General features: G+C 70.4%; 23 protein-coding genes. 8 read left to right on the top strand and 15 right to left on the bottom strand.

All coding sequences use genetic code 11. The annotated features are described in order from the left end of the window. Positions 1 to 108 precede the first annotated feature (108 nt). The 7 genes from ACWFR3_RS32790 to ACWFR3_RS32760 form a co-directional block, all read right to left on the bottom strand. Complete coding sequence (locus ACWFR3_RS32790) at positions 109 to 924, bottom strand: alpha/beta hydrolase (protein WP_453738307.1); 816 nt, start codon at positions 922 to 924, stop codon at positions 109 to 111. 186 nt (positions 925 to 1110) lie between these two features. Next, complete coding sequence (locus ACWFR3_RS32785) at positions 1111 to 1749, bottom strand: disulfide bond formation protein B (RefSeq protein ID WP_453738306.1); 639 nt, start codon at positions 1747 to 1749, stop codon at positions 1111 to 1113. Beyond that, positions 1749 to 1913: a DUF5993 family protein gene (locus ACWFR3_RS32780; protein WP_202121475.1), complete on the bottom strand. Its 165-nt coding sequence runs from the start codon at positions 1911 to 1913 to the stop codon at positions 1749 to 1751. Before ACWFR3_RS32780 ends, ACWFR3_RS32785 begins: the two co-directional genes overlap by 1 nt. 123 nt (positions 1914 to 2036) lie before the next feature. Further along, on the bottom strand, positions 2037 to 2501 hold the full coding sequence (locus ACWFR3_RS32775; protein WP_453738305.1) for a MarR family transcriptional regulator: 465 nt from the start codon (positions 2499 to 2501) through the stop codon (positions 2037 to 2039). An 11-nt stretch (positions 2502 to 2512) separates the two neighbouring features. Continuing rightward, on the bottom strand, positions 2513 to 3004 hold the full coding sequence (locus ACWFR3_RS32770) for a MarR family winged helix-turn-helix transcriptional regulator (protein WP_453738304.1): 492 nt from the start codon (positions 3002 to 3004) through the stop codon (positions 2513 to 2515). Positions 3005 to 3067: 63 nt separating this feature from the next. Continuing rightward, complete coding sequence (locus ACWFR3_RS32765) at positions 3068 to 3520, bottom strand: hemerythrin domain-containing protein (protein ID WP_453738303.1); 453 nt, start codon at positions 3518 to 3520, stop codon at positions 3068 to 3070. 192 nt (positions 3521 to 3712) lie between these two features. After that, positions 3713 to 4105 (bottom strand): TOBE domain-containing protein, encoded by a 393-nt coding sequence (locus ACWFR3_RS32760; protein ID WP_453738302.1) that lies wholly within the window; start codon positions 4103 to 4105, stop codon positions 3713 to 3715. Positions 4106 to 4367: 262 nt separating this feature from the next. On the opposite strand from ACWFR3_RS32760, the gene ACWFR3_RS32755 reads away from it, so the two are divergent. Both ACWFR3_RS32755 and ACWFR3_RS32750 read left to right on the top strand, forming a co-directional pair. Next, positions 4368 to 4784, top strand: a complete 417-nt coding sequence (locus ACWFR3_RS32755) for a TOBE domain-containing protein (RefSeq protein ID WP_453738301.1) — start codon at positions 4368 to 4370, stop codon at positions 4782 to 4784. A 161-nt stretch (positions 4785 to 4945) separates the two neighbouring features. Then, positions 4946 to 6121 (top strand): hypothetical protein, encoded by a 1176-nt coding sequence (locus ACWFR3_RS32750; protein ID WP_453738300.1) that lies wholly within the window; start codon positions 4946 to 4948, stop codon positions 6119 to 6121. Positions 6122 to 6185: 64 nt separating this feature from the next. On the opposite strand, the gene ACWFR3_RS32745 is transcribed toward ACWFR3_RS32750, so the two are convergent. Then, positions 6186 to 6797, bottom strand: coding sequence for a dihydrofolate reductase family protein (locus ACWFR3_RS32745; protein WP_453738299.1), 612 nt, complete (start codon positions 6795 to 6797; stop codon positions 6186 to 6188). Positions 6798 to 7102: 305 nt separating this feature from the next. Between ACWFR3_RS32745 and ACWFR3_RS32740 the strand changes: the two genes are divergently transcribed. The 3 genes from ACWFR3_RS32740 to ACWFR3_RS32730 all read left to right on the top strand — a co-directional run bounded on the left by ACWFR3_RS32740 (position 7103) and on the right by ACWFR3_RS32730 (position 10206). Next, positions 7103 to 8254, top strand: coding sequence for a hypothetical protein (locus tag ACWFR3_RS32740; RefSeq protein WP_453738298.1), 1152 nt, complete (start codon positions 7103 to 7105; stop codon positions 8252 to 8254). Positions 8255 to 8366: 112 nt separating this feature from the next. Next, positions 8367 to 8867: a DinB family protein gene (locus tag ACWFR3_RS32735; RefSeq protein WP_453738297.1), complete on the top strand. Its 501-nt coding sequence runs from the start codon at positions 8367 to 8369 to the stop codon at positions 8865 to 8867. A gap of 202 nt (positions 8868 to 9069) precedes the next feature. Next, complete coding sequence (locus tag ACWFR3_RS32730) at positions 9070 to 10206, top strand: PQQ-dependent sugar dehydrogenase (RefSeq protein WP_453738296.1); 1137 nt, start codon at positions 9070 to 9072, stop codon at positions 10204 to 10206. A gap of 95 nt (positions 10207 to 10301) precedes the next feature. Here ACWFR3_RS32730 and ACWFR3_RS32725 read toward each other — a convergent pair whose 3' ends face one another. Then, positions 10302 to 12533, bottom strand: coding sequence for an MMPL family transporter (locus ACWFR3_RS32725; protein WP_453738295.1), 2232 nt, complete (start codon positions 12531 to 12533; stop codon positions 10302 to 10304). A 237-nt stretch (positions 12534 to 12770) separates the two neighbouring features. Here ACWFR3_RS32725 and ACWFR3_RS32720 point away from each other — a divergent pair, with 237 nt between their 5' ends. The 3 genes from ACWFR3_RS32720 to ACWFR3_RS32710 all read left to right on the top strand — a co-directional run bounded on the left by ACWFR3_RS32720 (position 12771) and on the right by ACWFR3_RS32710 (position 14777). Then, positions 12771 to 13493 (top strand): TetR/AcrR family transcriptional regulator, encoded by a 723-nt coding sequence (locus ACWFR3_RS32720; RefSeq protein ID WP_453738294.1) that lies wholly within the window; start codon positions 12771 to 12773, stop codon positions 13491 to 13493. A gap of 148 nt (positions 13494 to 13641) precedes the next feature. Continuing rightward, a complete protein-coding gene (locus tag ACWFR3_RS32715) occupies positions 13642 to 14049 on the top strand; it encodes a RidA family protein (protein WP_453738293.1) in 408 nt (135 codons plus the stop codon). 95 nt (positions 14050 to 14144) lie between these two features. Then, on the top strand, positions 14145 to 14777 hold the full coding sequence (locus ACWFR3_RS32710; protein ID WP_453738292.1) for a hypothetical protein: 633 nt from the start codon (positions 14145 to 14147) through the stop codon (positions 14775 to 14777). A 62-nt stretch (positions 14778 to 14839) separates the two neighbouring features. Here ACWFR3_RS32710 and ACWFR3_RS32705 read toward each other — a convergent pair whose 3' ends face one another. From ACWFR3_RS32705 to otnK, 6 genes are read right to left on the bottom strand one after another with little or no spacing between them, the layout of a single operon-like run. Beyond that, entirely contained in the window at positions 14840 to 15598 is a 759-nt protein-coding gene (locus ACWFR3_RS32705) for a FadR/GntR family transcriptional regulator (protein ID WP_453738291.1), read from the bottom strand. A 17-nt stretch (positions 15599 to 15615) separates the two neighbouring features. Further along, complete coding sequence (denD, locus tag ACWFR3_RS32700) at positions 15616 to 16650, bottom strand: D-erythronate dehydrogenase (protein WP_453738290.1); 1035 nt, start codon at positions 16648 to 16650, stop codon at positions 15616 to 15618. Beyond that, a complete protein-coding gene (gene otnI / locus ACWFR3_RS32695) occupies positions 16647 to 17450 on the bottom strand; it encodes a 2-oxo-tetronate isomerase (protein WP_453738289.1) in 804 nt (267 codons plus the stop codon). The genes denD and otnI overlap by 4 nt, the downstream gene beginning before the upstream one ends. A 45-nt stretch (positions 17451 to 17495) precedes the next feature. Then, entirely contained in the window at positions 17496 to 18800 is a 1305-nt protein-coding gene (locus ACWFR3_RS32690; RefSeq protein WP_453738288.1) for an MFS transporter, read from the bottom strand. 49 nt (positions 18801 to 18849) lie between these two features. Then, positions 18850 to 19524, bottom strand: coding sequence for a class II aldolase/adducin family protein (locus ACWFR3_RS32685; protein ID WP_453738287.1), 675 nt, complete (start codon positions 19522 to 19524; stop codon positions 18850 to 18852). Further along, positions 19521 to 20801 (bottom strand): 3-oxo-tetronate kinase, encoded by a 1281-nt coding sequence (otnK, locus tag ACWFR3_RS32680; protein WP_453738286.1) that lies wholly within the window; start codon positions 20799 to 20801, stop codon positions 19521 to 19523. The genes ACWFR3_RS32685 and otnK overlap by 4 nt, the downstream gene beginning before the upstream one ends. Between the last annotated feature and the right edge of the window lies 1 nt (position 20802).

Below are 20802 nucleotides of genomic sequence, written 5' to 3'. Positions count from 1 at the left end.
CCCACCTGCCCCTTGCGGGGCGGTGGGGCGCCGTCGTCGTCCCCGGCCGCCTCCGCCGGGGAGTCCTGCCCTCGCCGAAGAGGCCGGCGAATGCGCCACCGGCCGGCTTCACGGCGGCGGCTGAACCCTGCTGGCACCGGCAAGGTACCGTCGGAACCACCTGACGAGGCCGGCGTCCACCTCGCGGGCCACCGGCAGCTGCGGCGCAGGCTCGATGCCGGGTTCTTCGGCCAGCGGATGCGCCAAACCGGCGATCGACAGCAGCTCGGACCGCTCCCCGAGCGCCTCGGCGAGGTCCGACGCGTCAGCACGCAGCCCTGGATGATCCAGCTCGCCGCTGACGACCAGCAGCGGTGCCCGAGCGGCAATGACACCCGCCTTGGCGACGAAGTCCAGGCCTTCCACGGCCTCCTCCGACGCTGCGTCGTAGGGATAGTCACCCGGAAACAGGTCGACGACGGACCGCATCCGGATGGCGGCGTTGACCACGGCACCGGCGAAGACCGGCGTGTCGGTGTCGGCGAGCACCCGCAGGGCGACGGCCCCGCCCAGCGATCCGCCAAGAATCCCGATCGCACCCTCATCGAGGGGCAGTTGGGCACGGAGAGAGGCCAGCGCGGCGGGGAACTCCTCGGTCGCCTGCCGGACGAACGGCTCCAGATAGGACATCAGGACGTCTTCGCGGATCAGCTCCAGACCGGCGGCCATGCTGCCCCCGACCATGCGCGCCCCGCACATCGGCATGCCCAAGTGCACCCGCCATGCGGGCAGATCGTTCATCGGCAGCGCCGCGGCGAACGCCGCGTCCGACCTCGGCGCGTCCAGCATGTGCCAGGTGACGAGCAGCGGCGCGGCCCCGCCGCCGGCCGGCGGCAGAGCGGTGAACGGCACACCGGCGGCCGTGCCCGTGATCGGTGAGTGCATGCGGCCACCGTAGAGCTGTGGCCGCCGGTCGATGGGGTGTATCTGCCATCAGCTAAGCCTGTTGCCGACCGCCGTGGTCTGCGACCGGGGACTTCTGGGGGCGGCCCGCGTCACACGAACTGCTCGGCGAGTTCGTTTTCCGCCAGCCGCTGTCTGCCGGCGTGGTCCCCGCCGGGGGACGGAGGGTCAGTCCAGGATTCCGACGTCGTAGAAGAAGCGGTAGCGATCCGGGTCGTCGGGCAGGAACCAGTGGAAGCCCTCCAGGAGGAACACCGCGACCAGGTTCACCGCGATCACCAGGGCGAGGAAACCGAGCACGATCCGGCCCGCCGCCCAGTACACGCCCGATACGGGCAGCGTGGTGTCGGCCGTGGAGTGGGCGAAAGCCAGCACGACGCCGATCGCCACCACCGAGGCCATGAACAGGATCCACGCCCACACATACATGTGCAGACCCAGCACCGGCGCACCGTAGCCCTTGTCGCCGGGCAGGATGTGCAGCATCGTCTGCCGCCAGGACGCGAAGGCGCCGCACATCACCGCGACCAGAGCGAGCCCCCAGCCCATCATGTAGTCGCGGCCCGTGATGGCGCCGGTCATGCCCCGGCGCACGATGTACGCCGCCCCCAGCGCGGCCAGCAGCATGAACATGCGCTGCACCATGCACAGGGGACAGGGATAGTCCCAAGAGACGAACTGCACGCCGAGCCCGCCGCAGACCACACCGGTCCAGCCGACCGCGAAGAAACAGGCGAACCAGTACTGGACCTTGCCCAGGACATGCAGGCGCTCGGTGCCCGCCAGCGGGGCCCTCAGCGTGCTCATCAGTAACTCAGCCCCAGCTTGAGGCTGCTGGTGATGTGGTGGGCGAGGAGGAGGATCGTCAGGACGAGCATGATCCACCAGCCGCCGAGCAGCACGGCACGTGACCGCTGGCGGTGCAGCGCGTACAAGGTGGCCAGCAGGCCGCCGAAGATGAGGGTGTCCATGGGCGCGGAAGGTATCCGGGCCCGTGACCTCACGGCGGCAGGGCGGCCGGGACGCGCCATCGGTCCACGGGAAGGGACCAATCGTGGCCCCGGGAGACTCGGCGTGCCGAAGTCTCGTACCGGTCAGGCGGTCAGTGACGCGAGCTCCGCGTTGGCGCGCTCGGTGACCAGGGCGAGGACACGGCCTGCGGCCGCCAGGTCCTCGGCGGGGATCCCGTCCCAGATGCGCGCGGAGGCGGGGGCGACCTCCGCGCCGATGGCCGCGAACATCTCGCGACCTGCCTCGGTGGGGCGTAGGTGCGCACCGTCGGCGACGAGCAGCTGCTTGGCCAGCAACTCGTCGAGTGTGGCGCGGATGTCGGCCGGATCGGCCTTGAGGGAATCCTGGACCCGGGCGACCAGGTCGTCCGGCGTCTGCGGGGCGTCGGAGGTGATGGCGGCGCGCAGCGCGACCTGCTCATGGAACGTGGCGCCGTGCCGGGCCAGGACGTGTTCCAGGACACCGCGGGCGGCGTAGTGGGCCAGGGCGAGGTCGCGGGCGTTGGCGACGGGTGCGGTGGTGGTGGATGCGGTGGAGGTCGTGGTCATGGTGTTGCCCCCTATTTGCTCTCGTCTTTGCTCTCGTTGTTCGGTACGGATGGAGCCAGAGGTGTGTCGAGCAAGGTCGTCAGCTCGTCGGTGAACGCACGCGTCCGTGCGGTGTCGAGGCCGCCCAGCGGCTCCAGTAGCTGCTGGAGCAGTTCCTGGACCACCGCGATGGCCTGCCGCGTGACGGACTGGCCCTGCTCGGTGAGCGCGAGCTGTACGGCACGCGGGTCCCGGGGATCGCGGGTGCGTTCGATCAGGCCGCCCGATTCCAGGGCGCGCGCCAGCTTCGAGACGTACAACGCCTCCAGGCCGGTGTGGTCGGCGAGGCGTCGCTGGCTTGGCCGTTCACCGGTGCGCTGCATGCCGTACAGCGACGCGACCAGCGAGTACTGCGCGTGCGTGAGGCCCAGCGGGGCCACCGCGCGATCGACCGCGACGCGCCACTTGTTGGCGAGCCGCCACACCAGAAAGCCGGGCGTGGGGCCCGGTGAACCCTTGCTCATGCCAAATAGAGTACATAGCTACTATGTACATGGCTACTAAATTCGGGAGGCGGGCCCGCCCGCTCAGGCCGGGTGCGCCTCGCGCCAGGCCGCCATCGACACGTTCCACTCCTCGCCGTCGAGCGCCGTGAGCGAGGCCGGGAACAGGCCGTCCTCCTCCTTGGCGATGTGCCGGTGCAGTTCCTCGACGGCTTCTACGAGGGTGCGTACGTCACCGGGGTCGGTCAGATCCAGGGCGGGCAACAGGGCGGCGAGTTCCCGGTGTTCAAGCTCCAGGTTCGCGATGTAGCCCTCGTACTCGGGATCCTTGCGCATCACCCGGAACAGGCCGTTCTCCTCGCCCCGCCAGTGTGATTCCAGCTCGCGGGCCATGACGTCCACGAGAGCGCGGGCGCGATCCGTGTCGCCCCGCTCCAGGGCGCGCACCGCATCGCCCGCGGCGTCGGTGACACGCTCGTGTTCGGCGATGAACTCCCGGATCAGTGGGATTTCCCGGCAACCGCAGTAGTGGCACATGAAGATGGTTCTAGGCGAGGCCGGGGGTCACGGGCGGGACGCCACGCGCGCGGGCGGCCCGCGTCTTTGACCTCGCCGAAGGCCGCCGTGGTCCGTGGCGATGTCGCGCCCGCCCGTGGCGATGTCGCGCCCGCCCGCGGCGACGGCAACCGACCTGTACGCGCGGCGACTTGACCGAACGTGCCCGGCGCGTCAGGTCCGGTCGATGTGGACGTTGGTCGACTTCACGCGGGCGGTGGCCTCCATGCCGACCTCGAGGCCCAGCTCCTCCACGGCTTCCCGGGTCAGCAGTGAGACCAGCCGGTGCGGCCCGGCCTGGATCTCCACCTGGGCCGCGACATCGCCGAGCTTCACCGCGGTGACGATGCCCGGAAAGGCGTTGCGGACCGAGGTGTAGGAGGCGTCCTCCTCACTGCCGCTCTTGGCGAGCTCGACCGAGAAGGCGGCCAGATCCTGCCCGTCGACAAGCCGGCGACCGCCCTCATCGCGATGGGTCTTCACTCGCCCGGCGTCGGCCCAGCGTCGTGCGGTATCCGGACTCACGCCCAGCAGACGTGCCGCCTGCCCGATTGTGTAGCGCTGCATGCGCGCAAGGTTAGGCGGTGCGGGGAGTGCGCGCCCTGCCGGGGCGCCTGGAGGGCTCCGCTCCGAACGGATCGGGGCGTTCGAGGGCATGCTTTCGGGCGCGTCGGATCTGCCAGGCGTGGCGGGCCGATGGGGTGGCGGATGCCACGTCCTGCGCTACGGGCCCGTTTCGGGGCATTAACGTGTGAATCGCCACAGGCGCACAGCCTGACGGAACATCACCGACAAGGTGTCACCGAACTCATCTGTGAGGCGTTTCTTCATGAGCCTGAGCATCCGCAACCAGATCGCCGGAACCGTCACTTCCGTCACTCCGGGCGAGGTGATGGCGACCGTCAAGGTCCGTCTCGACGGCGGTCAGTACGTCACCGCCGCGATCACTCTGGAGGCCGTCAAGGAGCTCGGTCTCGCCGAGGGCTCCGCGGTCAGGGCCCTTGTGAAGTCCACCGAGGTGTCCCTGGCGACGGGCGCGGTCGAGGGTCTGTCCATCCGTAACCAGATCCCCGGCACCATCACCGACGTCGCCACCGGCGGCGCCATGGCTGCCGTGAAGGTCTCCGTCCGTGGTGGTGAACTGACGGCGGCCATCACCAAGGATGCCGTCGCCGACCTGCGGCTGGCCTCCGGCTCCTCCGTGGTCGCCCTGATCAAGTCGACCGAGATCTCGCTGGCCGTCTGACCTTGGTGCGGCACCGGGCCGGGAAGCCGTACCTCGCGGACGCTCCGGCCCGGCCCGGTGCCGGATCGGGCCGCCGCTGCCCGACCCGATAGTCTGCCCGCTCGCCGAGGATCAACAGGGGAGCAACCATCCGCAGGGCTACGGGAATCAGGCACAGGGGAGTGGCGGCCTTCGCCGCGCTGGCCACCGCGCTCACGGCTGCGGGGTGCGGCACGAAGTCGGAGGACTCCGCAGGCAAGGACGAGGGGCCGAAGGGCTCCGCGGGCTCCCTGGCTTGGCAGTTCGAGCACATCGCGGACTTCAGCGGAGAGTTCGCCGATGTCGCCGTGCTTGCCGGGGACGACATCTGGGCGGTCGGCACCGAGAACAACGGCAAGTCCAACGCCCACCTGCTGCACTACGACGGCAAGCAGTGGAAGCGCGAGCCCCTCCCCGAAGCCCTCGGGTCCACCGCCTACCCGCCCAAGCTCGAAGAGATCGGCGAGGAAGAGCTGTGGCTGCGGCCGCAGGGTCCACAGGACCCCGCTGCCGTGAACCGCTGGGCCAAGTGGGACGGCACCCGCTGGTCCACGGTGCAAAACCCCCCGCCGGGCAACCCGGGCGACTTCGAGGCCGCGAGCGCGGACGATGTGTGGGCCAAGACCGCCGAGCGGACCGCCCAGCACTGGGACGGTACCCGCTGGACCGCTACCCGGCTGCCGTACGAAGCCGCCGACCTGGCCGTGGTGGGACCGGACGACGTCTGGGCGGTCGGCAGCCGCTCGACCGGGCCGGGCACCGAAATGGAGGGCGGCGAGAAGTACGGCCAGCCCGCCTCGATGCACTGGGACGGCACATCCTGGAAGGTGGTGGACACGCCGCAGGCCCGCTTCGAGGAGCCGCTGCCGCCCGAGCCGGACGCCGGCCTCGGCCAGGTCTTCGCGCTCGACGACGGTGAGGTGCGCGCCTACGGCACGAATTCCTTCAACCACGGCGAGGTGGAGCCCGAACCCGCGGACGAATTCATCCGGCTGCGCTGGGACGGCTCGAAATGGGCCCGGCAGAAGGAAGCGCCCGGCGGCTGCGCGCTGCGGACCCCGGTGGGCCAGGACGGCAAGGGGCTCTTCCTCGACGGCAACTGGTACCTGACCGACGCCGGCCGGTGCGTGAAGATCAAGCGTGAGCGCCTGCCCGTGTCGAGCGGCGCCCGCAAGGCGTCGAACCAGTCGCTGTGGCTGGAGGAGATCCACCGGGTGCCGGGCACCGACGACTGGCTGGGCGCCGGACACGTCCAGGTCAACCAGTCCGGTGACCCCTTCGGCGCCCCCGTCGTCGTACGCCTGAAGCGCGGCGGCTGACCCCTCGGGCGGCACTGCCGAGGGGGCCCGCCTGCGCCCCGCCTCGTCGCAGGGCTGCCCCCGCCTACACCCCGCCTCCGTACGTCCCGTACCGCGGAAGCCCCGCCGATTCGTAGACATGAATCGCAAGCCCGCCCGGCGTCGTCTCATGGCTCAGGAGCCGCAGCCCGGCGGGCGCGCCGCCGTCCGGGAGCAAGCGGCGTCCCTCGCCCACGACCACGGGGGCGATCGCGAGCCGCAGTTCGTCGATCAGGCCGGCGGCCAGCAGGGACTGGGCCAGCCTGCCGCTGCCGTGGATCTGCAGCTCGCGGCCGGGTTGCCGCTTCAGCTCGGCGACCCGGGCGGGGATGTCGCCGGACAGGATCGTGGTCGGGTCCCAGTCGGCCGTGGTCAGGGTGTGGGAGGCCACGTACTTCGGCAGGCCGTTCAGAATGCCGGCGAAGGGATGCTCGGTCATCTTCGGCCAGTCCCGCGCGAAGTTCAGATACGTACGACGGCCGAACAAGAACGCGTCCGCCTGACCGAGCCAGGTGCCGGCAAGGCGCTCGAACGCTTCGTCCAGATGCGGCACGAACCACCCGCCCCGCTCGAAACCGTCACTGGTGTCCTCGTCCGGCGCACCCGGGCCCTGGTAGACGCCGTCCAGGGACAGGAACTCCTGCAGTACCAACCTCATCGCGCACCTCTTTCCCGGCCGCGGGACGTGCTCGTCCCTCCTGCTCTTCAGACATGGTGGCGCACGAAGACTCATCGGTCCTGGCGCGGCCCATTCCGTGTCCGCTGCCGTGCTCCCTTCCGTGTCCGCGGCGCGGCGCCGGGTACCGGCCGCCCCTGTTTGCCCTGTGATGGCTGGATCGAGCGGCTTGCCATCACTACGCACCGTCCGTCCGCCGGCGTCGTTGAACGTGGGCGGGGTACTCCTTCCCTTGCCAGGTTCACGGTCCATACTGGTCGGGCCCCGACCACTCACAGAACGACTCCATGTCAAAGAAAAACACCTCAACGACCACCGTCCCCGACACCGCGTGGCTGGGGCGCGGGCGCCACATCGGGCCCGAGCCCGAGCAGGACGTGCGGCGCAACCTGATCGCCCTCAAGGCGGCCGGGGTGCTCGACGACTTCCTGGACCTCGACCCCGTCGAGGCGGCCCGCTCCACCGTCCTGCACCCGCGGGACGAGTCCGCCGACCCCGGCCCCTCGGCCCGCCGCCTCTTCGAGGCCCGCTGGCGCGTGGCCGACGACGTCACGGTGCGTGCACAGCTGACCCTGTACGACCCCGAAGCCCGTCGTAAGGAAGGCGAAGGCGTCACCTGGGTCATCGCCGCCGAAGCGGAACAGACGTGGGACGCGCACTGGCCCTCGCCCGCCCTGATGTTCTGGCCCGACAGCGACCGGGTTCCCTGGGACCACGACACGGCGGCGGACGTGCGGCTGCGCACGGTGAACTACCTGCCCAAGGACGACGACGAGCTGCGCCATCTGCTGCGGGACTGCACCCGGCAGAGCTGGTTCATCCATGTCGTGGTGCACGAGGCGATGACGCCGGACGCCAAGGGACAGCAGCCGGTCACGGCGTTCCTGCCGCCGGGGCTGCGGCACCGGGTGATCGAGCACCGGGGCACGCCGGAGCAGGCGCAGATCGCCGACTTCGCCATGAAGCGTGAGCTGAGCGTGCGGATGCCGCGCGGCGGGGCCGTCGTCCTGGCCACGGCGCCGCAGCCTTCGGGCTACGACGCGGAGCGGTTCACGGTGCGCAGTGTCTTCCTGGACGGCTCGGAACCGACCGAACTCCTCGACCGGATCAAGGAGTTCGCCGTACTGCCCCGGCCGCTGCCGGCCGAGGCCGAGCGGGCCCTGACGCAGCTGCGCCAGGGCTGGCACCTGCTCACCGCGGACGAGGAGCTGACCCACGCCCAGTCCATGGTCACCCGGTACGCCGAGGCGCTGGAGGCCATGACGAAATCCCGCGACCTGTATGAGCAGGCGGCCGACGCGGCGCAGGCCGCGCTGGCCGAGGTGACCGGCGGCGACGGCGTGCCACGCCCGTCGGCGGCCGGGGCGGCCAAGGCGGACGGCTCCCCGCTGAGCGCTCTGACGAAGGCGTTCGGCCGCTTCCGGGATCCGGGCAAGTAGGACGCGCGGCGGCGGGTATCTCCGCCGCCTGCGTCACGCTCGCGGCGCCCGCCGCGAGCGCACGGCGCTCGTGCCAGGGAGCGCCTTGCGCGGGCCCGTTAGGATCGCGGGCATGGCGAAGCAAGTGCCGTTCACCGGCGGCGAGAAGGAGAGTCTGCACGTCAGCCTCGACCGGCACCGCGACGCGGTCCTGTGGAAGCTCGAGGGTCTGGACGACGAACAGCTGCGGCGGCCGATGACCCCGTCGGGGACGAGCCTGCTGGGCCTGGTCAAGCATCTGGCCGTTGTCGAATACGGATGGTTCTGCGAGACCTTCGGACGCGAGATGGAGCCGTTCCCGTTCGACCCGGAGGACGAGGGCGCGGACCTGCGGGTGGAGGCGCACGAGACTACCGCCGACATCGTGGCCTACTACGGACGGGCCCGGGCCGCGGCCGACGAGGTGATCGGCAAGACCGGGATCGAGGACCTCGGCACGGCGCGGTTGGGTGCGAGCATGACGATGCGCTGGGTGCTCATTCACCTGATCGAGGAGACCGCACGGCACGCGGGCCACATGGACATCATGCGCGAGCTCATCGACGGTGCCGGCGGCGACCACCCGGTGGACTGATCCCGAAGCCCGGATGGAGTCGGCAGCGTTTCGGACAGAACTGCGCCTTGGTCTATACCAGCCACGTCTGCCCCCGTATCCTCAGCCGTGGCCAGTAGCACACCATCCCCCCACCCAGGTTGCGTGCTGGCGCGGGCTACCCCCAATCTCTGCCCCCAGCAGCCGGGTGACCTCCCCCTTCGCCGCCTCCAGGAGGATCACGGTGAACGTTCGCACCAGAAGCACGGCGATCATCGGCACCCTGTGCCTCGTCGCTTCCCTCGCCCTGACCACCGCGTCCGCCGACGAGCCCGCCGCCTCACGCAAGGCCCCCGAGGTCGCGCTCACGAAAGTGACGACGGCCGCGAACCCCACCGCCGGCGCCGCAGGCCCCGGCGGCACGGTCTGGATAGCCGAACGCGCAGGCACCGTAAGGGTGTTGAACAGCCAGGGGCTCGGTGAGCCCGTCCTCGACATCTCCAAGGAGACCACCACCGACGGTGAACGCGGCCTCCTGGGCATCGCGTTCGACAAGAAGTTCGCGCACTTCTACATCTCGTTCACGAACCTCGAAGGCACCAGCACCGTCGACGAGTTCGCCGTGAGCAAGGGCAAGATCCGGCCCGGGACCCGGCGCACCGTCATCACCCAGACGCAGCCGTACGCGAACCACAACGGCGGCGACATCAAGTTCGGCCCCGACGGTTACCTCTACATCGCGCTGGGCGACGGCGGCTCGGGCGGTGACCCGCACGGCAACGGGCAGAACCTCGACACGCTGCTCGGAAAGCTGCTGCGGATCGACCCGCGCGGCGCCAAGCCGTACGCGATCCCGGCGGACAACCCCTTCGTGGGCGACCCGAAGGCGAAGGACGAGATCTGGGCCTACGGGCTGCGCAACCCGTGGCGGTTCTCCTTCGACTCGGGCACCGGCGACCTGCTGATCGGTGACGTCGGCCAGAGCGCCTGGGAGGAGATCGACCGGGCCCCGGCAAGCAGCAAGGGCGGCGAGAACTACGGCTGGTCGCAGATGGAGGGCACCCATCCCTTCCGGGAGGGCACCGAGCCCGCCAACCACGTCCCGCCGGTCTACGAGTACGACCGCACCGGTCTTGGCTGCTCGGTGACCGGCGGCTACGTCTACCGCGGCAAGGCGATCCCGGACCTCAGGGGCCAGTACGTCTTCAGCGACTACTGCGACGGCACCATCCGTGCCCTGCAGATGAAGGACGGCAAGGTGACCGGCGCCGGCGACCTCGGGGTCAACGGCGGCGAGGTCATCTCGTTCGTGCAGGGCGGCAAGGGCGAGCTGTACGTGCTCGACATCGGCGGCAGCGTCTACCGCATCGACCCGGCGTGACGAGCACCGGTATCGGATGACGAAGCCCCACGGCCCGTGCCCGCCTCCTGTGCAGGGAGGCGGGCACGGTCTTTGTGTATGCGGATGTGCGCGGCTCAGTTGCGCGACTCGGTGACGAGCTCCGGCGCGGCTGCGGGTGCGGGCTCGGGGGCAGGGCCGCCCTCGCTGAGACCGAAGCGCCCGTGGAACCTGCGCAGGAAGCCGGGTGCGTACCAGGCCGAGCGGCCCAGCAGACGCATCGCGGCGGGTACGAGGACGCCGCGGACGGCGACGGCGTCGATGAGGATGGCCAGGCCGCTGCCCAGGCCGAACATCTGCATGAAGCTGAGCTCGGCGGTACCGAAGGCGAAGAAGCTCACCGCCAGCAGGCAGGCCGCCGCGGTGACGATGCGTCCCGTGTGGCCAAGGCCGTTGGTCACGGCGGACACGTTGTCCTCGCCCCGGTCGTGGAGTTCCTTGATACGGCTGGTGACGAACACCTCGTAGTCCATCGAGAGGCCGAAGGCGATGCAGAACATCAGCACGGTCATGGACACCTCCATGGGCTGCGCCGTGAAGCCGAGCAGGGACGAGAGGTGGCCGTCCTGGAAGATCCAGGTCATGACGCCGAGGGTCGCTCCCAGGCTGACCATGTTGAGGAGCAGCGCACGCAGCGGCTGCACGATACTGCCGGTGAACAGGAACAGCAGGAGGAAGGTGGTGACGGCGACCAGGGCCAGGGCGATCGGCAGCCGGTTGCCGATGGAGGCCTTGGAGTCGACCAACTCGGCGTCCACTCCGCCCACCAGGGGGTGGGTCCCGGCGGGCGGGGCGACCTCCCTGACCTCCTTGACCAGGCTCTGGGCCGCGTCCGACTTCGGCGACAAGGAGCTCACCACGCTGATCTGCTGTGCGTCGGGGCGCCCGAGTGCCTTGTTGCCGGGGTCGGCTTTCTTAGGCCGTCCGTCGGTGTAGGTTCCGGCGCTGGTCTCGACGCGGACGACGCCTTCGAGCCCGGACAGGTCGGCCGCGTACGTCGTCAGCGGGGCCTCGCTCAGGGGGCCGTCGATGACGACGTGCAGGGCCGCGTCGTCGTTGCCGTTGAATTTCTCCCGCAGGACCGAGGAGACCTGGCGGCTCTGGGCGTCCTCGGGAAGTACGCGCTCGTCCGGCGTGCCGAAGGTGATGCCCAGGAGCGGGCCGGCCGCAAGGAGCAGGACCGCGAGCACGGGCAGCGCGGTGAGCGCGGGGCGCCGCATGACGGTGCCGGCCAGACGTCCCCAGAAGGGGGCCCTGGCGGCGGTGCGCCCGTGCTGCTTGGCCCACGGCAGACGTCCGCTGTTGACCCGGTGCCCCAGGACGACGAACAGGGCCGGCATGACGAAGAGGGTGCTGACGGCCGCGATGGCGACGACGCCGACCCCGGCATAGCCGAACGAGCGCAGGAAGTACTGCGGGAACACCAGGAGGGCCGCGAGTGCGGCCGCCACCGTCGCGGCGGAGAACGCGACCGTGCGCCCCGCGGTGCTCACCGTCCGGCGCACGGCGTCCTCCACGCCGGCCCCGGAGGCGAGTTGCTCCCGGAAGCGGCTGACCATGAGCAGGGCGTAGTCGATGCCGAGGCCGAGCCCCAGCGCGGTGGTCAGGTTGACGGCGAAGACGGAGACATCGGTGATGCTGCCGAGGACGAAGAGCTCGGCGAAGGTGCCCGCGATGGCGATGATGCCGATCGCCAGCGGCAGCAGGGCGGCGACCAGGCTGCCGAAGACGAGCAGGAGCAGTACGAGGGTCAGCGGCACGGCGATGGCCTCGGCCAGGACGAGGTCCTTGCCCGACTGTGTGCCCATCTCGCTGGTCACCGCGGCTCCGCCGCCGGACCGGACGGTCAGTGCGCCCTCGTACGGTCCGGTGTAGGCGTCGATGACGCTCTTGGTGTTCTCGTCGCGTTCCAGGCCGTCGCCCCGGACGTGGGCGAGCACCATGGCTTCGCGGCCGTCCTTGGAGCGGAGGTCGGGGCTGGACGTGTCCCAGTACGAGATCACGTTCTCCAGGTGTTTCTCCTTCTTGAGGTCGGCCGCCAGCGCCTGGCCGCTGTGCCGGGCGGCCGGGGCGTCGATGCCGCCTCCGGGGGCGCGGACCAGCAGGACCAGGTTGGTCTCCCCGCCGAACTTCTCGTCGATGACCTTTCCGGCCCGGGTGGACGGGGAGGCCGGATCGTCGTAACCGCCGCCCAGCAACTTGCCGAACGCGCCCGCTCCCAGGGCGCCCATCAGGGCCACCGCCACGACGGCGACGACGAGTATCAGCCGGGCTCGGCGGATGGCCAGTTCGGCTATGCGTTCAAACACGCACGCTCTCCTTTGGTGTCCATGCGGTGAAAGCGGCGCGAAGCAGCCGGAGTTCAACACTGAGGGGCCGGTCGTGGCCTCTGCGGAGTCCCTGTCACTCCGTCAGAACAGGTGCGGTGTCGCACTCTTCGTCGCCGTGAACGACGCTAGTGAGGCGGCGCGAAATTTGGCAGTGTTAGATTTTCTTCACGCCCTGCAGCCGAAACGCTTGCCGCAGAAGAAGCCGAGGAACCCGCAATGACTCCGCCCACCCTCCGCGAGCGACGCCGGACCGCCGCCACGCAGGAGATTCTGGACGCCGCCGAGCGCCACATCACCGAACACGGACCCGTGGCCCTGTCCCTGCGAGCGGTCGCCCGCGACCTCCAGATGACCGTGCAGGCGCTCTACCACTACTTCCCGAGCCGGGACGCCCTGGTCACGGCGCTCGTCACCAAGGCGTACGACGACCTGGCCGACGCGGTGCAGACGGCCATGGGCGGCGCGGCGGACACCCCCGGCCTGCCGCGCCTGGTGGTCGCGGCCGAGGGCTACCGCGGGTGGGCCCTAGCCCATCCCGAGCGCTTCCAGCTCCTGTACGGAACGCCGCTGCGGGACTACGCGGCACCCGCCGAGGGCCCGACAACCCGGGCATCACGCCGGATGAGCGTGATCTTCGAGCGCGAGCTGTTCGGCGGGTTCACCACGGCTCAACTCGCCGCGGCCGACGGCCCCGTGCTCTCGTCCTCGCTCCACGCGTACCTGGAACAGCTGCCGCATTTCGGGCTCGGGCATCTGCCGCCGCCGGCGACCGCCCTCTTCCTGAGCGCATGGGGGCACCTGCACGGCCTCGTGACCTTGGAGGTGTTCGGGCACACCGCGTTTCTCGACGGCCACCAGGACGAGTTGTTCCGCAGGGCCATAGGGAACCTGCTGGAGGACATCCACCGCCGGATCCCCGCAGAGGTGACTTCCGGCTGAAGCGGGCGAGCCCCTGAGCTCCATGGTCACCATCTGGTTCCCCAGTCACCGCAAAGTGCGTTCTTCCACGTCAGCGGCGGCTCTCCTACGGTTTCCGAGTAACCCCCGACGAGCCCGTGCGGGCTCCCATGGCAAGGAGACGGACCACATGGCCATCACCCTGGTGAATCCCGACGGGTTGCCGAAGGTCGACGCCTATCGGCAGGTGTCCGTGGCGACGGGGTCCAAGCTGGTGTTCGTCGCCGGGCAGGTCGCCTGGGACGCCGAGGGGGTCACGGTCGGCGAAGGCGACCTCGCCGCCCAGGTCGAGCAGTGCTACCTCAACGTCGCCACCGCCCTGGCGGCAGCCGGCGGCTCCTTCGCCGACGTGGCGAAACTGACCGTGTACGTCGTCGACTGGACCCCCGACAAGATGGCTCTCTTCGGAGAGGGAGTCGCCCGGGCGGCCGCCGAGCTGGGGGACACTCCCGTGCCGCCGGGCACGCTGGTGGGGGTGGCGGCGCTGGACGTGCCCGAGCATCTGGTGGAGGTCGAGGCCACCGCGGTGATCGACTGATCCGCCCGAATGTAGTGGCCGCATGAAGAACGTGGCATCCTTCGACGCCGCAGATCTGGCGCGCTAGACCGCAACGTGGCCGAGGAGAAGAGCTGTTGACGACATTCCGACTGCATATGGGGCAGGCGGTCCTGCGTGCCCTGGCCGAGTTCCCCGTGGAGCTGGCTTCCGAGATCTACGCGGTCACCTTCCGCATCGACAGCGTCGACCAGGACCCGCGATTCCCGTACCTGGCGATCGGCTACAACACCGAGACCGAGGTGGCCCGGGCGCTCGCGCAGGGAGGAGGGACGGAGCCGTGGGAGTCCCGCTGGCATTACGCCTACTTCCCCGATTCGGGCCTGGGGGGCATCCGCGTCATCGGCCACGACCCCGGACACGATCCGGTCGGTGCCGAGCTGCACAGGCAAGAGACGATGACCCAAGGCCTCTGGTACGAGGCCGAGGACGAAGACGGTGAAGGGGACGCGGCCAGCGGCCTCTCCGAGCAGGAGCAGGACGAGCGCGGTGAACAACTCGCCGATCAGTTCAGCGAGCTCTGCGTCGACCTCGCCCGCCAACTCCATACGGATGGCCATCTCGTCAGCATCTTCGGGCGGCCCCTGCCCGTGATCCTCTACGACATGTTCGACCCCGACGCGATGTTCGCGCTGACCCGGGCCGCCAACCCGCCCGAACTGGTCACGGAGTTCCTCAGCGAGGATCCGGACGGGCAGCCGCTGGGCTGAGCGCGCTCACGTCATGCCGGTGGCACCGCACCTCACGGCACCGCACCTCACGGCACCGCACCTCACGGCGCAGTGTCCACGTCCAGGTCCACCTCAAGATCGTCCGCTTCCGTCCAGAAGCCCTCGTCCGCGTCCTGCAGGCGGGACGCGGCGTGCTTCATGTGGCGGCGTACGGCGCTGCGGGCCGCGCCCGCGTCGCCCGCCTCGATGGCTGCCAGGATCGCGTGGTGCTCCACCCGCACCGCCTCGATGAAGTCGTCGCGCCGTGCCTCGTTGGCCCGCGTGACGCGGATGCCGCTGCGCATGACTTCACCCAGGTAGCGCACGGTCGAGACCATCACCGCGTTCCCCGTCGACTCGGCGATCGACTGATGGAACGCCAGGTCCTCGTCCACGCCGTCACCGCCGGCCGCCACCGCCTCGTCGATCGCGGCCAGGGCCTGCCGCATCCGGGCGACGTCGTCCGGGGTGGCGCGGGTGGCCGCCAGCGAGGCCGCCTCGCCCTCCATGGCGCGGCGGACCTCGACGATCTGCAGCACCTTGAGCTTGGTGCCGGAGGCCTCGGCCTCCAAATCGAGCGGCCGGGTGCGCCGGGGCATGACGAACACGCCCCGGCCCTGGCGCGGTTCGACCAGGCCCGCGCTGCGCAGCCGGGAGACCGCCTCGCGGATCACGGTGCGGCTGACGCCCAGTTGCTTGACCAACTCGACCTCGGTCGGCAGCTTGTCGCCCGCCGCCAGACGTCCGGACTCGATCTCCTCCGAGAGGATCGCGGCGACCCGGTCCGCGAGCCGTATGGGGCCACTCACCTTGGAGAACATGCTCGTCAGTCTATCCGTCAGGGCTTGATCGCCCCGGTGGCGGGCAGGGGGGTGGCCGTGACGGCTTCGGGGTGGTCCTCCATGTATGCCCGGATGACCGACTCGAAGCTCTCGTCGGGTCGCAGGCCGAGCGCCGTGGCGCGGGCATTGTCGAAGGCGGCGGGCCAGGACCCGACGATGGCCTCGATGGCGGGGTCGGGAGCGAGCGTCACCAGGTCGGCGACGGCGTCGCCGGCCACCTTGCGCAGCGTGGCCAGCATCTCGGCGACCGTGATCGTCAGCGCCGGCAGATTGACCGGAAGCCCGCCATCGAGCCCGCCGGGGCCGCGCCGGGCCTCGGTGATGCGCAGGATGCCCTCGACGGTGCGCCGCGGCGAGGCCAGGGCGACCTGCAGGCCGGGGCTGACCGGGCAGGTGGCCGGCAGTCCCGCGAGGGGTTCGCGGACGATGCCGGACAGGAAGCTTGAGGCGGCGGCGTTGGGCTTGCCCGGCCGCACCGAGACGGTCATCAGGCGGGCCACGCGTCCGTCGACGAAGCCGCGGCGCGTGTACTCGGCGACCAGCTGCTCGCAGATGCGCTTCTGCGTGCCGTAGCTGGACTGCGGGGTGGGCAGCGTCGACTCGCTGACCACGGGCGGCAGCGGCAGCGCGGCGTCGGAGCCGTAGACCGCGACGCTGCTGGAGAAGACCACGCGGGGCGTGGGGCCGCCTGCGGCCGACTGGGCGCGGGCGGCTTCGAGCAGCGCGCGGGTGGTGTCCAGGTTGGCGCTCATGCCCAGGTCGAAGTCGGCCTCGCACTCGGAGGAGACGGCCGCTGCCAGGTGGATCAGGACGTCCACCGGCTGCGCGAAGATCTCGTCGAGGTGCTCGCCGAGGTCGCCCCGGACGACGTCGACCAGCGGGTCGGCCGCCACAGGCGCTCCGTCCGGCACGAACCGGTCGGCGAGGACCAGCCGGTCGATGGGTGCTCCGCACAGGGTCCGCCGCTTCAGCAGGGCGTCGGCGACCTTCCGGCCCAGGAAGCCGAAGCCTCCGGTGACGACGATCCTCATGCGCGTTCTCCTCGGTAGTTCTTGAGCCAGCCGAGCCCCTCGCTCGTACCGGCACGGGGGATGTACTCGCAGCCGATCCACCCCTCGAAGCCCAGCTCGTCGACGACGTCGAACAGGTGGCGGATGTCGAGTTCGCCCCGGTCGGGTTCGTGGCGGTCGGGCACACCGGCGATCTGCAGATGGGCGACGCGTCCGGTGGGCAGGTCGCGGCGCAGGGTCGTGGTGAGGTCGCCTTCCACGATCTGGCAGTGGTACAGGTCGAGTTGCACCTTGAGATTGGGGGCGCCGACCTCCTGGACGATGGCGTGCGCCTCGGCCTGCCGGTGCAGGAAGTAGCCCGGCATGTCGCGGCCGTTGATCGGCTCGATCAGGAGGTCGACGTTCGCGGCTGCGGCCCGCTCGGCGGCCCAGGCCAGGTTGGTCAGATAGGTGGCGCGGTGTCCGGCCTGCTCGGCGGGCGTCGCCCCCGGTGGCAGGAGGCCGGCCATCACGTGCACCTGGCCGCAGCCGAGCGCGGCGGCGTACTCCAGGGCCTGCTCGATTGCGGAGCGGTGCTCGGCCTCGCGGCCGGGCAGCGAGGCGATGCCCCGCTCGCCGGCTTCCCAGCCGCCGGGAGGAGCGTTGAACAGCACCTGCCGCAGGCCGTGGTCGTCCAGGCGGCGGCGCAGCTCACCGGCGTCGTAGGCGTAGGGGAAGAGGTACTCGACGGCGTCGAAGCCGTCCGCCGATGCCGCGGCGAAGCGGTCGGGGAAGTCGTGCTCGGTGTACATCATGGACAGGTTCGCGGCGAACCTCGGCATGGTTGCTCCCGGGGCGGTGACGGGTGGTGACGGGCGGGGACCCGGTCACCGGTTGACGACGTTCTTCTTGGTGGTCAATACGGCGCCCGCGCCGATGACCAGGCTCAGGGCCAGGACGTACATGGGGATGGCGGTCGATCCCGTCGCGTCCTTGAGCCCGCCGATCATGTACGGGCTGACGAAGCCGGCCAGGTTGCCCACCGAGTTGATCAGGGCGAGACCGGCCGCCGCGGCGGTGCCGCCCAGGAACGCGGTGGGCAGCGACCAGAACAGCGGGGCGCAGGTCAGCACGCCGGCCGCGGCGAAGGACAGGGCGATCAGGGACAGCACGGTCGATCCGCTCCAGCCGGCGGCCAGGGAGAAGCCGACGGCGCCCATGAGGCTGGGGACGACCAGGTGCCAGCGGCGCTCGCGGCGCTTGTCCGCGGAGCGTCCGAACAGGTTCATCGCGATCAGCGCGGCCAGGAACGGCACGGCGCTGAGCACGCCGATGGTGAGGTTGTCGTCGATGCCGGTGGACTTGACGAAGGTGGGCATCCAGAAGGTCAGTGCGTACTGGCCCATCACGAAGCAGAAGTAGATCAGGCACATCAGCCACACCTTGGGGTCGCGGAAACTGTCCCAGACCCGGCCGTGCTTCTGGTGAGCGGTGTCCTTGGCGATCGCCGCCTCGACGATGTCCTTCTCCTCCTCGGAGAGCCACTTGGCGCTGCGTACTCCATTGTCGAGGTAGAGCATCGTGGCGACACCGATGAGGAGTGCGGGAATCGCCTCGAGGAGGAACATCCACTGCCAGCCGTGCCATCCGCTGACCCCGTCGAAGCTGTCCATGATCCAGCCGGAGAGCGGGTTGCCGAAGATGCCGGCCACGGGGATCGCCGACATGAACATCGCGATGACGCGGGCCCGGCGGTGGGAGGGGAACCAGTAGGTGCAGTAGAGGATCACACCCGGGTAGAAGCCGGCCTCCGCGGCGCCGAGCAGGAAGCGCAGCACGTAGAACGTCGTCTCGTTGGTGACGAACGCGAAGGCGCCCGAGACCAGACCCCACGTGATCATGATGCGGGCGATCCAGGTGCGCGCGCCCACGCGCTGCAGCATCAGGTTCGAGGGGACTTCGAAGATGAAGTAGCCGATGAAGAACAGTCCGGCGCCGAGGCCGTACGCCGCCTCGCTCAGGCCCAGGTCGTCGGACATCTGCAGCTTCGCGAAGCCGACGTTGACGCGGTCCAGGTAGGAGAAGACGTAACAGAGGATCAGGAAGGGGACGATGCGGAGAACGACCTTGCGGAACACGGCGTTCTCACGGGCGAGGCCGGGGGTCTCGGCCGTCTCGGTGGACGTGGGCATGCGGAATCCTTACTGCGGCTCAGGGGATTCTCCGACGGGCGGCGTGCGGTCACCAAGAGGCGCCGAACACGGCCTTGAGTTCGTCGAGAGCGGGGGAGGGGAGCGGCTCGGGGCGACGGTCGGTCAGGAGCCAGAGGCGTGCCGTTTCCTCGAGTTCTTCGAGGACGGCGAGAGCGGATGCGGCGTCCGGGCCCCAGACCACCGGGCCCAGACGATCGAGCAGGACGGCCCTGATGGGGGTGCGGCCGGCGGCCCGGTCGGCGATGCGGGCGGTCACCAGGTCGGCCACGCGGGGATCGCCGGGCCGGTGGTAGGGGATGAGCGGGACGTGCCCGACCTTCATGACGTAGTACGGGGTGAGGGGCGGAAGTACGTCGTCCTGGCTCCACACGCCGGCCAGGGTGAGCGCGACCAGATGCGTGGAGTGGGTGTGGATGACGAACCGTGCCGTGGGGTCGGCGGCATAGATACGGCGGTGCAGGGTGAGGGTCTTGCTGGCGCGGTCGCCGGCGATCTGCTCGCCCCCGGCGTCGACCAGTGCCAGGCGCCCGGCGTCCAGGAAGCCCAGGGCGGCGTCGGTGGGCGTGATCAGGTGGGAGGTGCCGATCCGTGCGCTGATGTTGCCGGCGCTGGCGTGGACGTAGCCCCGGTCGAACAGGCTGGTGCCCACGCGGACTATCTCGGCGCGCGCCGCGTCCACCGTCGGGTCCGGAGTGGTCGTCATGCGCGCTCCCCGTCGAGGCGGTCGAAGGACGTGGTGAAGAAGCCGGGGCCGCCGAAGTTGCCGGACTTCAGGGTGAGGTGCAGCGTGTCCCCGTCGGGCAGCGCCGCCGCGCACCAGGGCACACCGGGGTCGATCTGCGGTCCGATGCGCAGGCCAGTGACGCCCAGCGCCCGGACGACCGCGCCGGAGGTCTCGCCGCCGGCGACGACGAGTTGGCGCACGCCCAGCTCCATGAGCCCCCGGGCGACGCGGGCCAGGGTCTGCTCGACCAGTTCACCGGCCTCGGCCGCGCCCAGGCGGCCCTGGACGTCCTTGACCGCGTCGGGCGTCTCGGTGGAGTAGACGAGCACCGGCCCCTCGGCCAGGTGCGCGGCGGCGAAGGCCAGAGCCTGCGCGGCCACGTCCTCGCCGGCCGCGATCCGCAGCGGATCCACGCTGAACGCGGGCCTGCCGCCGCGTACGAACTCCCGGACCTGACCGTTGGTGGCGCTGGAGACCGACCCGGAGATGACGGCCCGATGGCCGGTGGGCGCGGGCAGCCGGGCGGCGGCGGGCGATGGCTCGAAGCCCCAGTTCGCGGGCAGGCCGATCGCCAGGCCCGACCCGGCGGTCACCAGCGGCAGCCCCTTGACCGCCGCACCCAGCCGCAGGAGATCGTCGTTGGACACGGCGTCGACGATCGCGGCGCCCACACCCTCCTCGCGCAGTGCCTCGACGCGCTGCCCGATCTCCGCGGCCCCGGCGGCGACCACGGTGTGGTCGATGAGGCCCACCGGCCGCTTGGTCTGCGCGCCGAGCACGGACACCAGGTTGGAGTCGGTCATCGGCGTCAGCGGGTGATGGCGCATCCCGCTCTCGCTCAACAGGACGTCGCCGACGAAGAGATGGCCCTTGAAGACGGTGCGCCCGTTGTCGGGAAAGGCCGGGGTCGCGATGGTGAAGTCGGTGCCGAGCGCGTCCATCAGGGCCTCGGTGACCGGCCCGATGTTCCCCGCGCGCGTCGAATCGAAGGTCGAGCAGTACTTGAAGTAGATCTGTTCCGCGCCCGCGGACCGCAGCCACTCCAGGGCCCGCAGTGAGGCCGCGACGGCGTCGGAGGCCGGGGTGGTCCGCGACTTGAGCGCGATGACCACGGCGTCCGCGTCAAGCGGCTGCTCGGCGCCGCCCTGCGGTACGTCGATCAGCTGGATCACGCGCATGCCCGCGCGCACCAGGTTGTTGGCCAGGTCCGTGGCGCCGGTGAAGTCATCGGCGATGCAGCCGAGTCGGATTGCCATG

This window comes from Streptomyces sp. NPDC055189 (assembly GCF_053606765.1).
This window is presented reverse-complemented; position numbering and strand designations above follow the sequence as displayed.

Coding starts and splice junctions, on each gene's coding strand:
- ACWFR3_RS32770 (WP_453738304.1), bottom strand. CDS start 3,004: ATGAGCAAGGGTTCACCGGGCCCCACGCCCGGCTTTCTGGTGTGGCGG.
- ACWFR3_RS32715 (WP_453738293.1), top strand. CDS start 13,642: ATGGCCATCACCCTGGTGAATCCCGACGGGTTGCCGAAGGTCGACGCC.
- ACWFR3_RS32685 (WP_453738287.1), bottom strand. CDS start 19,524: ATGACGACCACTCCGGACCCGACGGTGGACGCGGCGCGCGCCGAGATA.
- otnK (WP_453738286.1), bottom strand. CDS start 20,801: ATGGCAATCCGACTCGGCTGCATCGCCGATGACTTCACCGGCGCCACG.
- ACWFR3_RS32785 (WP_453738306.1), bottom strand. CDS start 1,749: ATGAGCACGCTGAGGGCCCCGCTGGCGGGCACCGAGCGCCTGCATGTC.
- ACWFR3_RS32705 (WP_453738291.1), bottom strand. CDS start 15,598: ATGTTCTCCAAGGTGAGTGGCCCCATACGGCTCGCGGACCGGGTCGCC.
- otnI (WP_453738289.1), bottom strand. CDS start 17,450: ATGCCGAGGTTCGCCGCGAACCTGTCCATGATGTACACCGAGCACGAC.
- ACWFR3_RS32775 (WP_453738305.1), bottom strand. CDS start 2,501: ATGACCACGACCTCCACCGCATCCACCACCACCGCACCCGTCGCCAAC.
- ACWFR3_RS32755 (WP_453738301.1), top strand. CDS start 4,368: ATGAGCCTGAGCATCCGCAACCAGATCGCCGGAACCGTCACTTCCGTC.
- ACWFR3_RS32745 (WP_453738299.1), bottom strand. CDS start 6,797: ATGAGGTTGGTACTGCAGGAGTTCCTGTCCCTGGACGGCGTCTACCAG.
- denD (WP_453738290.1), bottom strand. CDS start 16,650: ATGAGGATCGTCGTCACCGGAGGCTTCGGCTTCCTGGGCCGGAAGGTC.
- ACWFR3_RS32790 (WP_453738307.1), bottom strand. CDS start 924: ATGCACTCACCGATCACGGGCACGGCCGCCGGTGTGCCGTTCACCGCT.
- ACWFR3_RS32690 (WP_453738288.1), bottom strand. CDS start 18,800: ATGCCCACGTCCACCGAGACGGCCGAGACCCCCGGCCTCGCCCGTGAG.
- ACWFR3_RS32765 (WP_453738303.1), bottom strand. CDS start 3,520: ATGTGCCACTACTGCGGTTGCCGGGAAATCCCACTGATCCGGGAGTTC.
- ACWFR3_RS32720 (WP_453738294.1), top strand. CDS start 12,771: ATGACTCCGCCCACCCTCCGCGAGCGACGCCGGACCGCCGCCACGCAG.
- ACWFR3_RS32735 (WP_453738297.1), top strand. CDS start 8,367: ATGGCGAAGCAAGTGCCGTTCACCGGCGGCGAGAAGGAGAGTCTGCAC.
- ACWFR3_RS32740 (WP_453738298.1), top strand. CDS start 7,103: ATGTCAAAGAAAAACACCTCAACGACCACCGTCCCCGACACCGCGTGG.
- ACWFR3_RS32760 (WP_453738302.1), bottom strand. CDS start 4,105: ATGCAGCGCTACACAATCGGGCAGGCGGCACGTCTGCTGGGCGTGAGT.
- ACWFR3_RS32780 (WP_202121475.1), bottom strand. CDS start 1,913: ATGGACACCCTCATCTTCGGCGGCCTGCTGGCCACCTTGTACGCGCTG.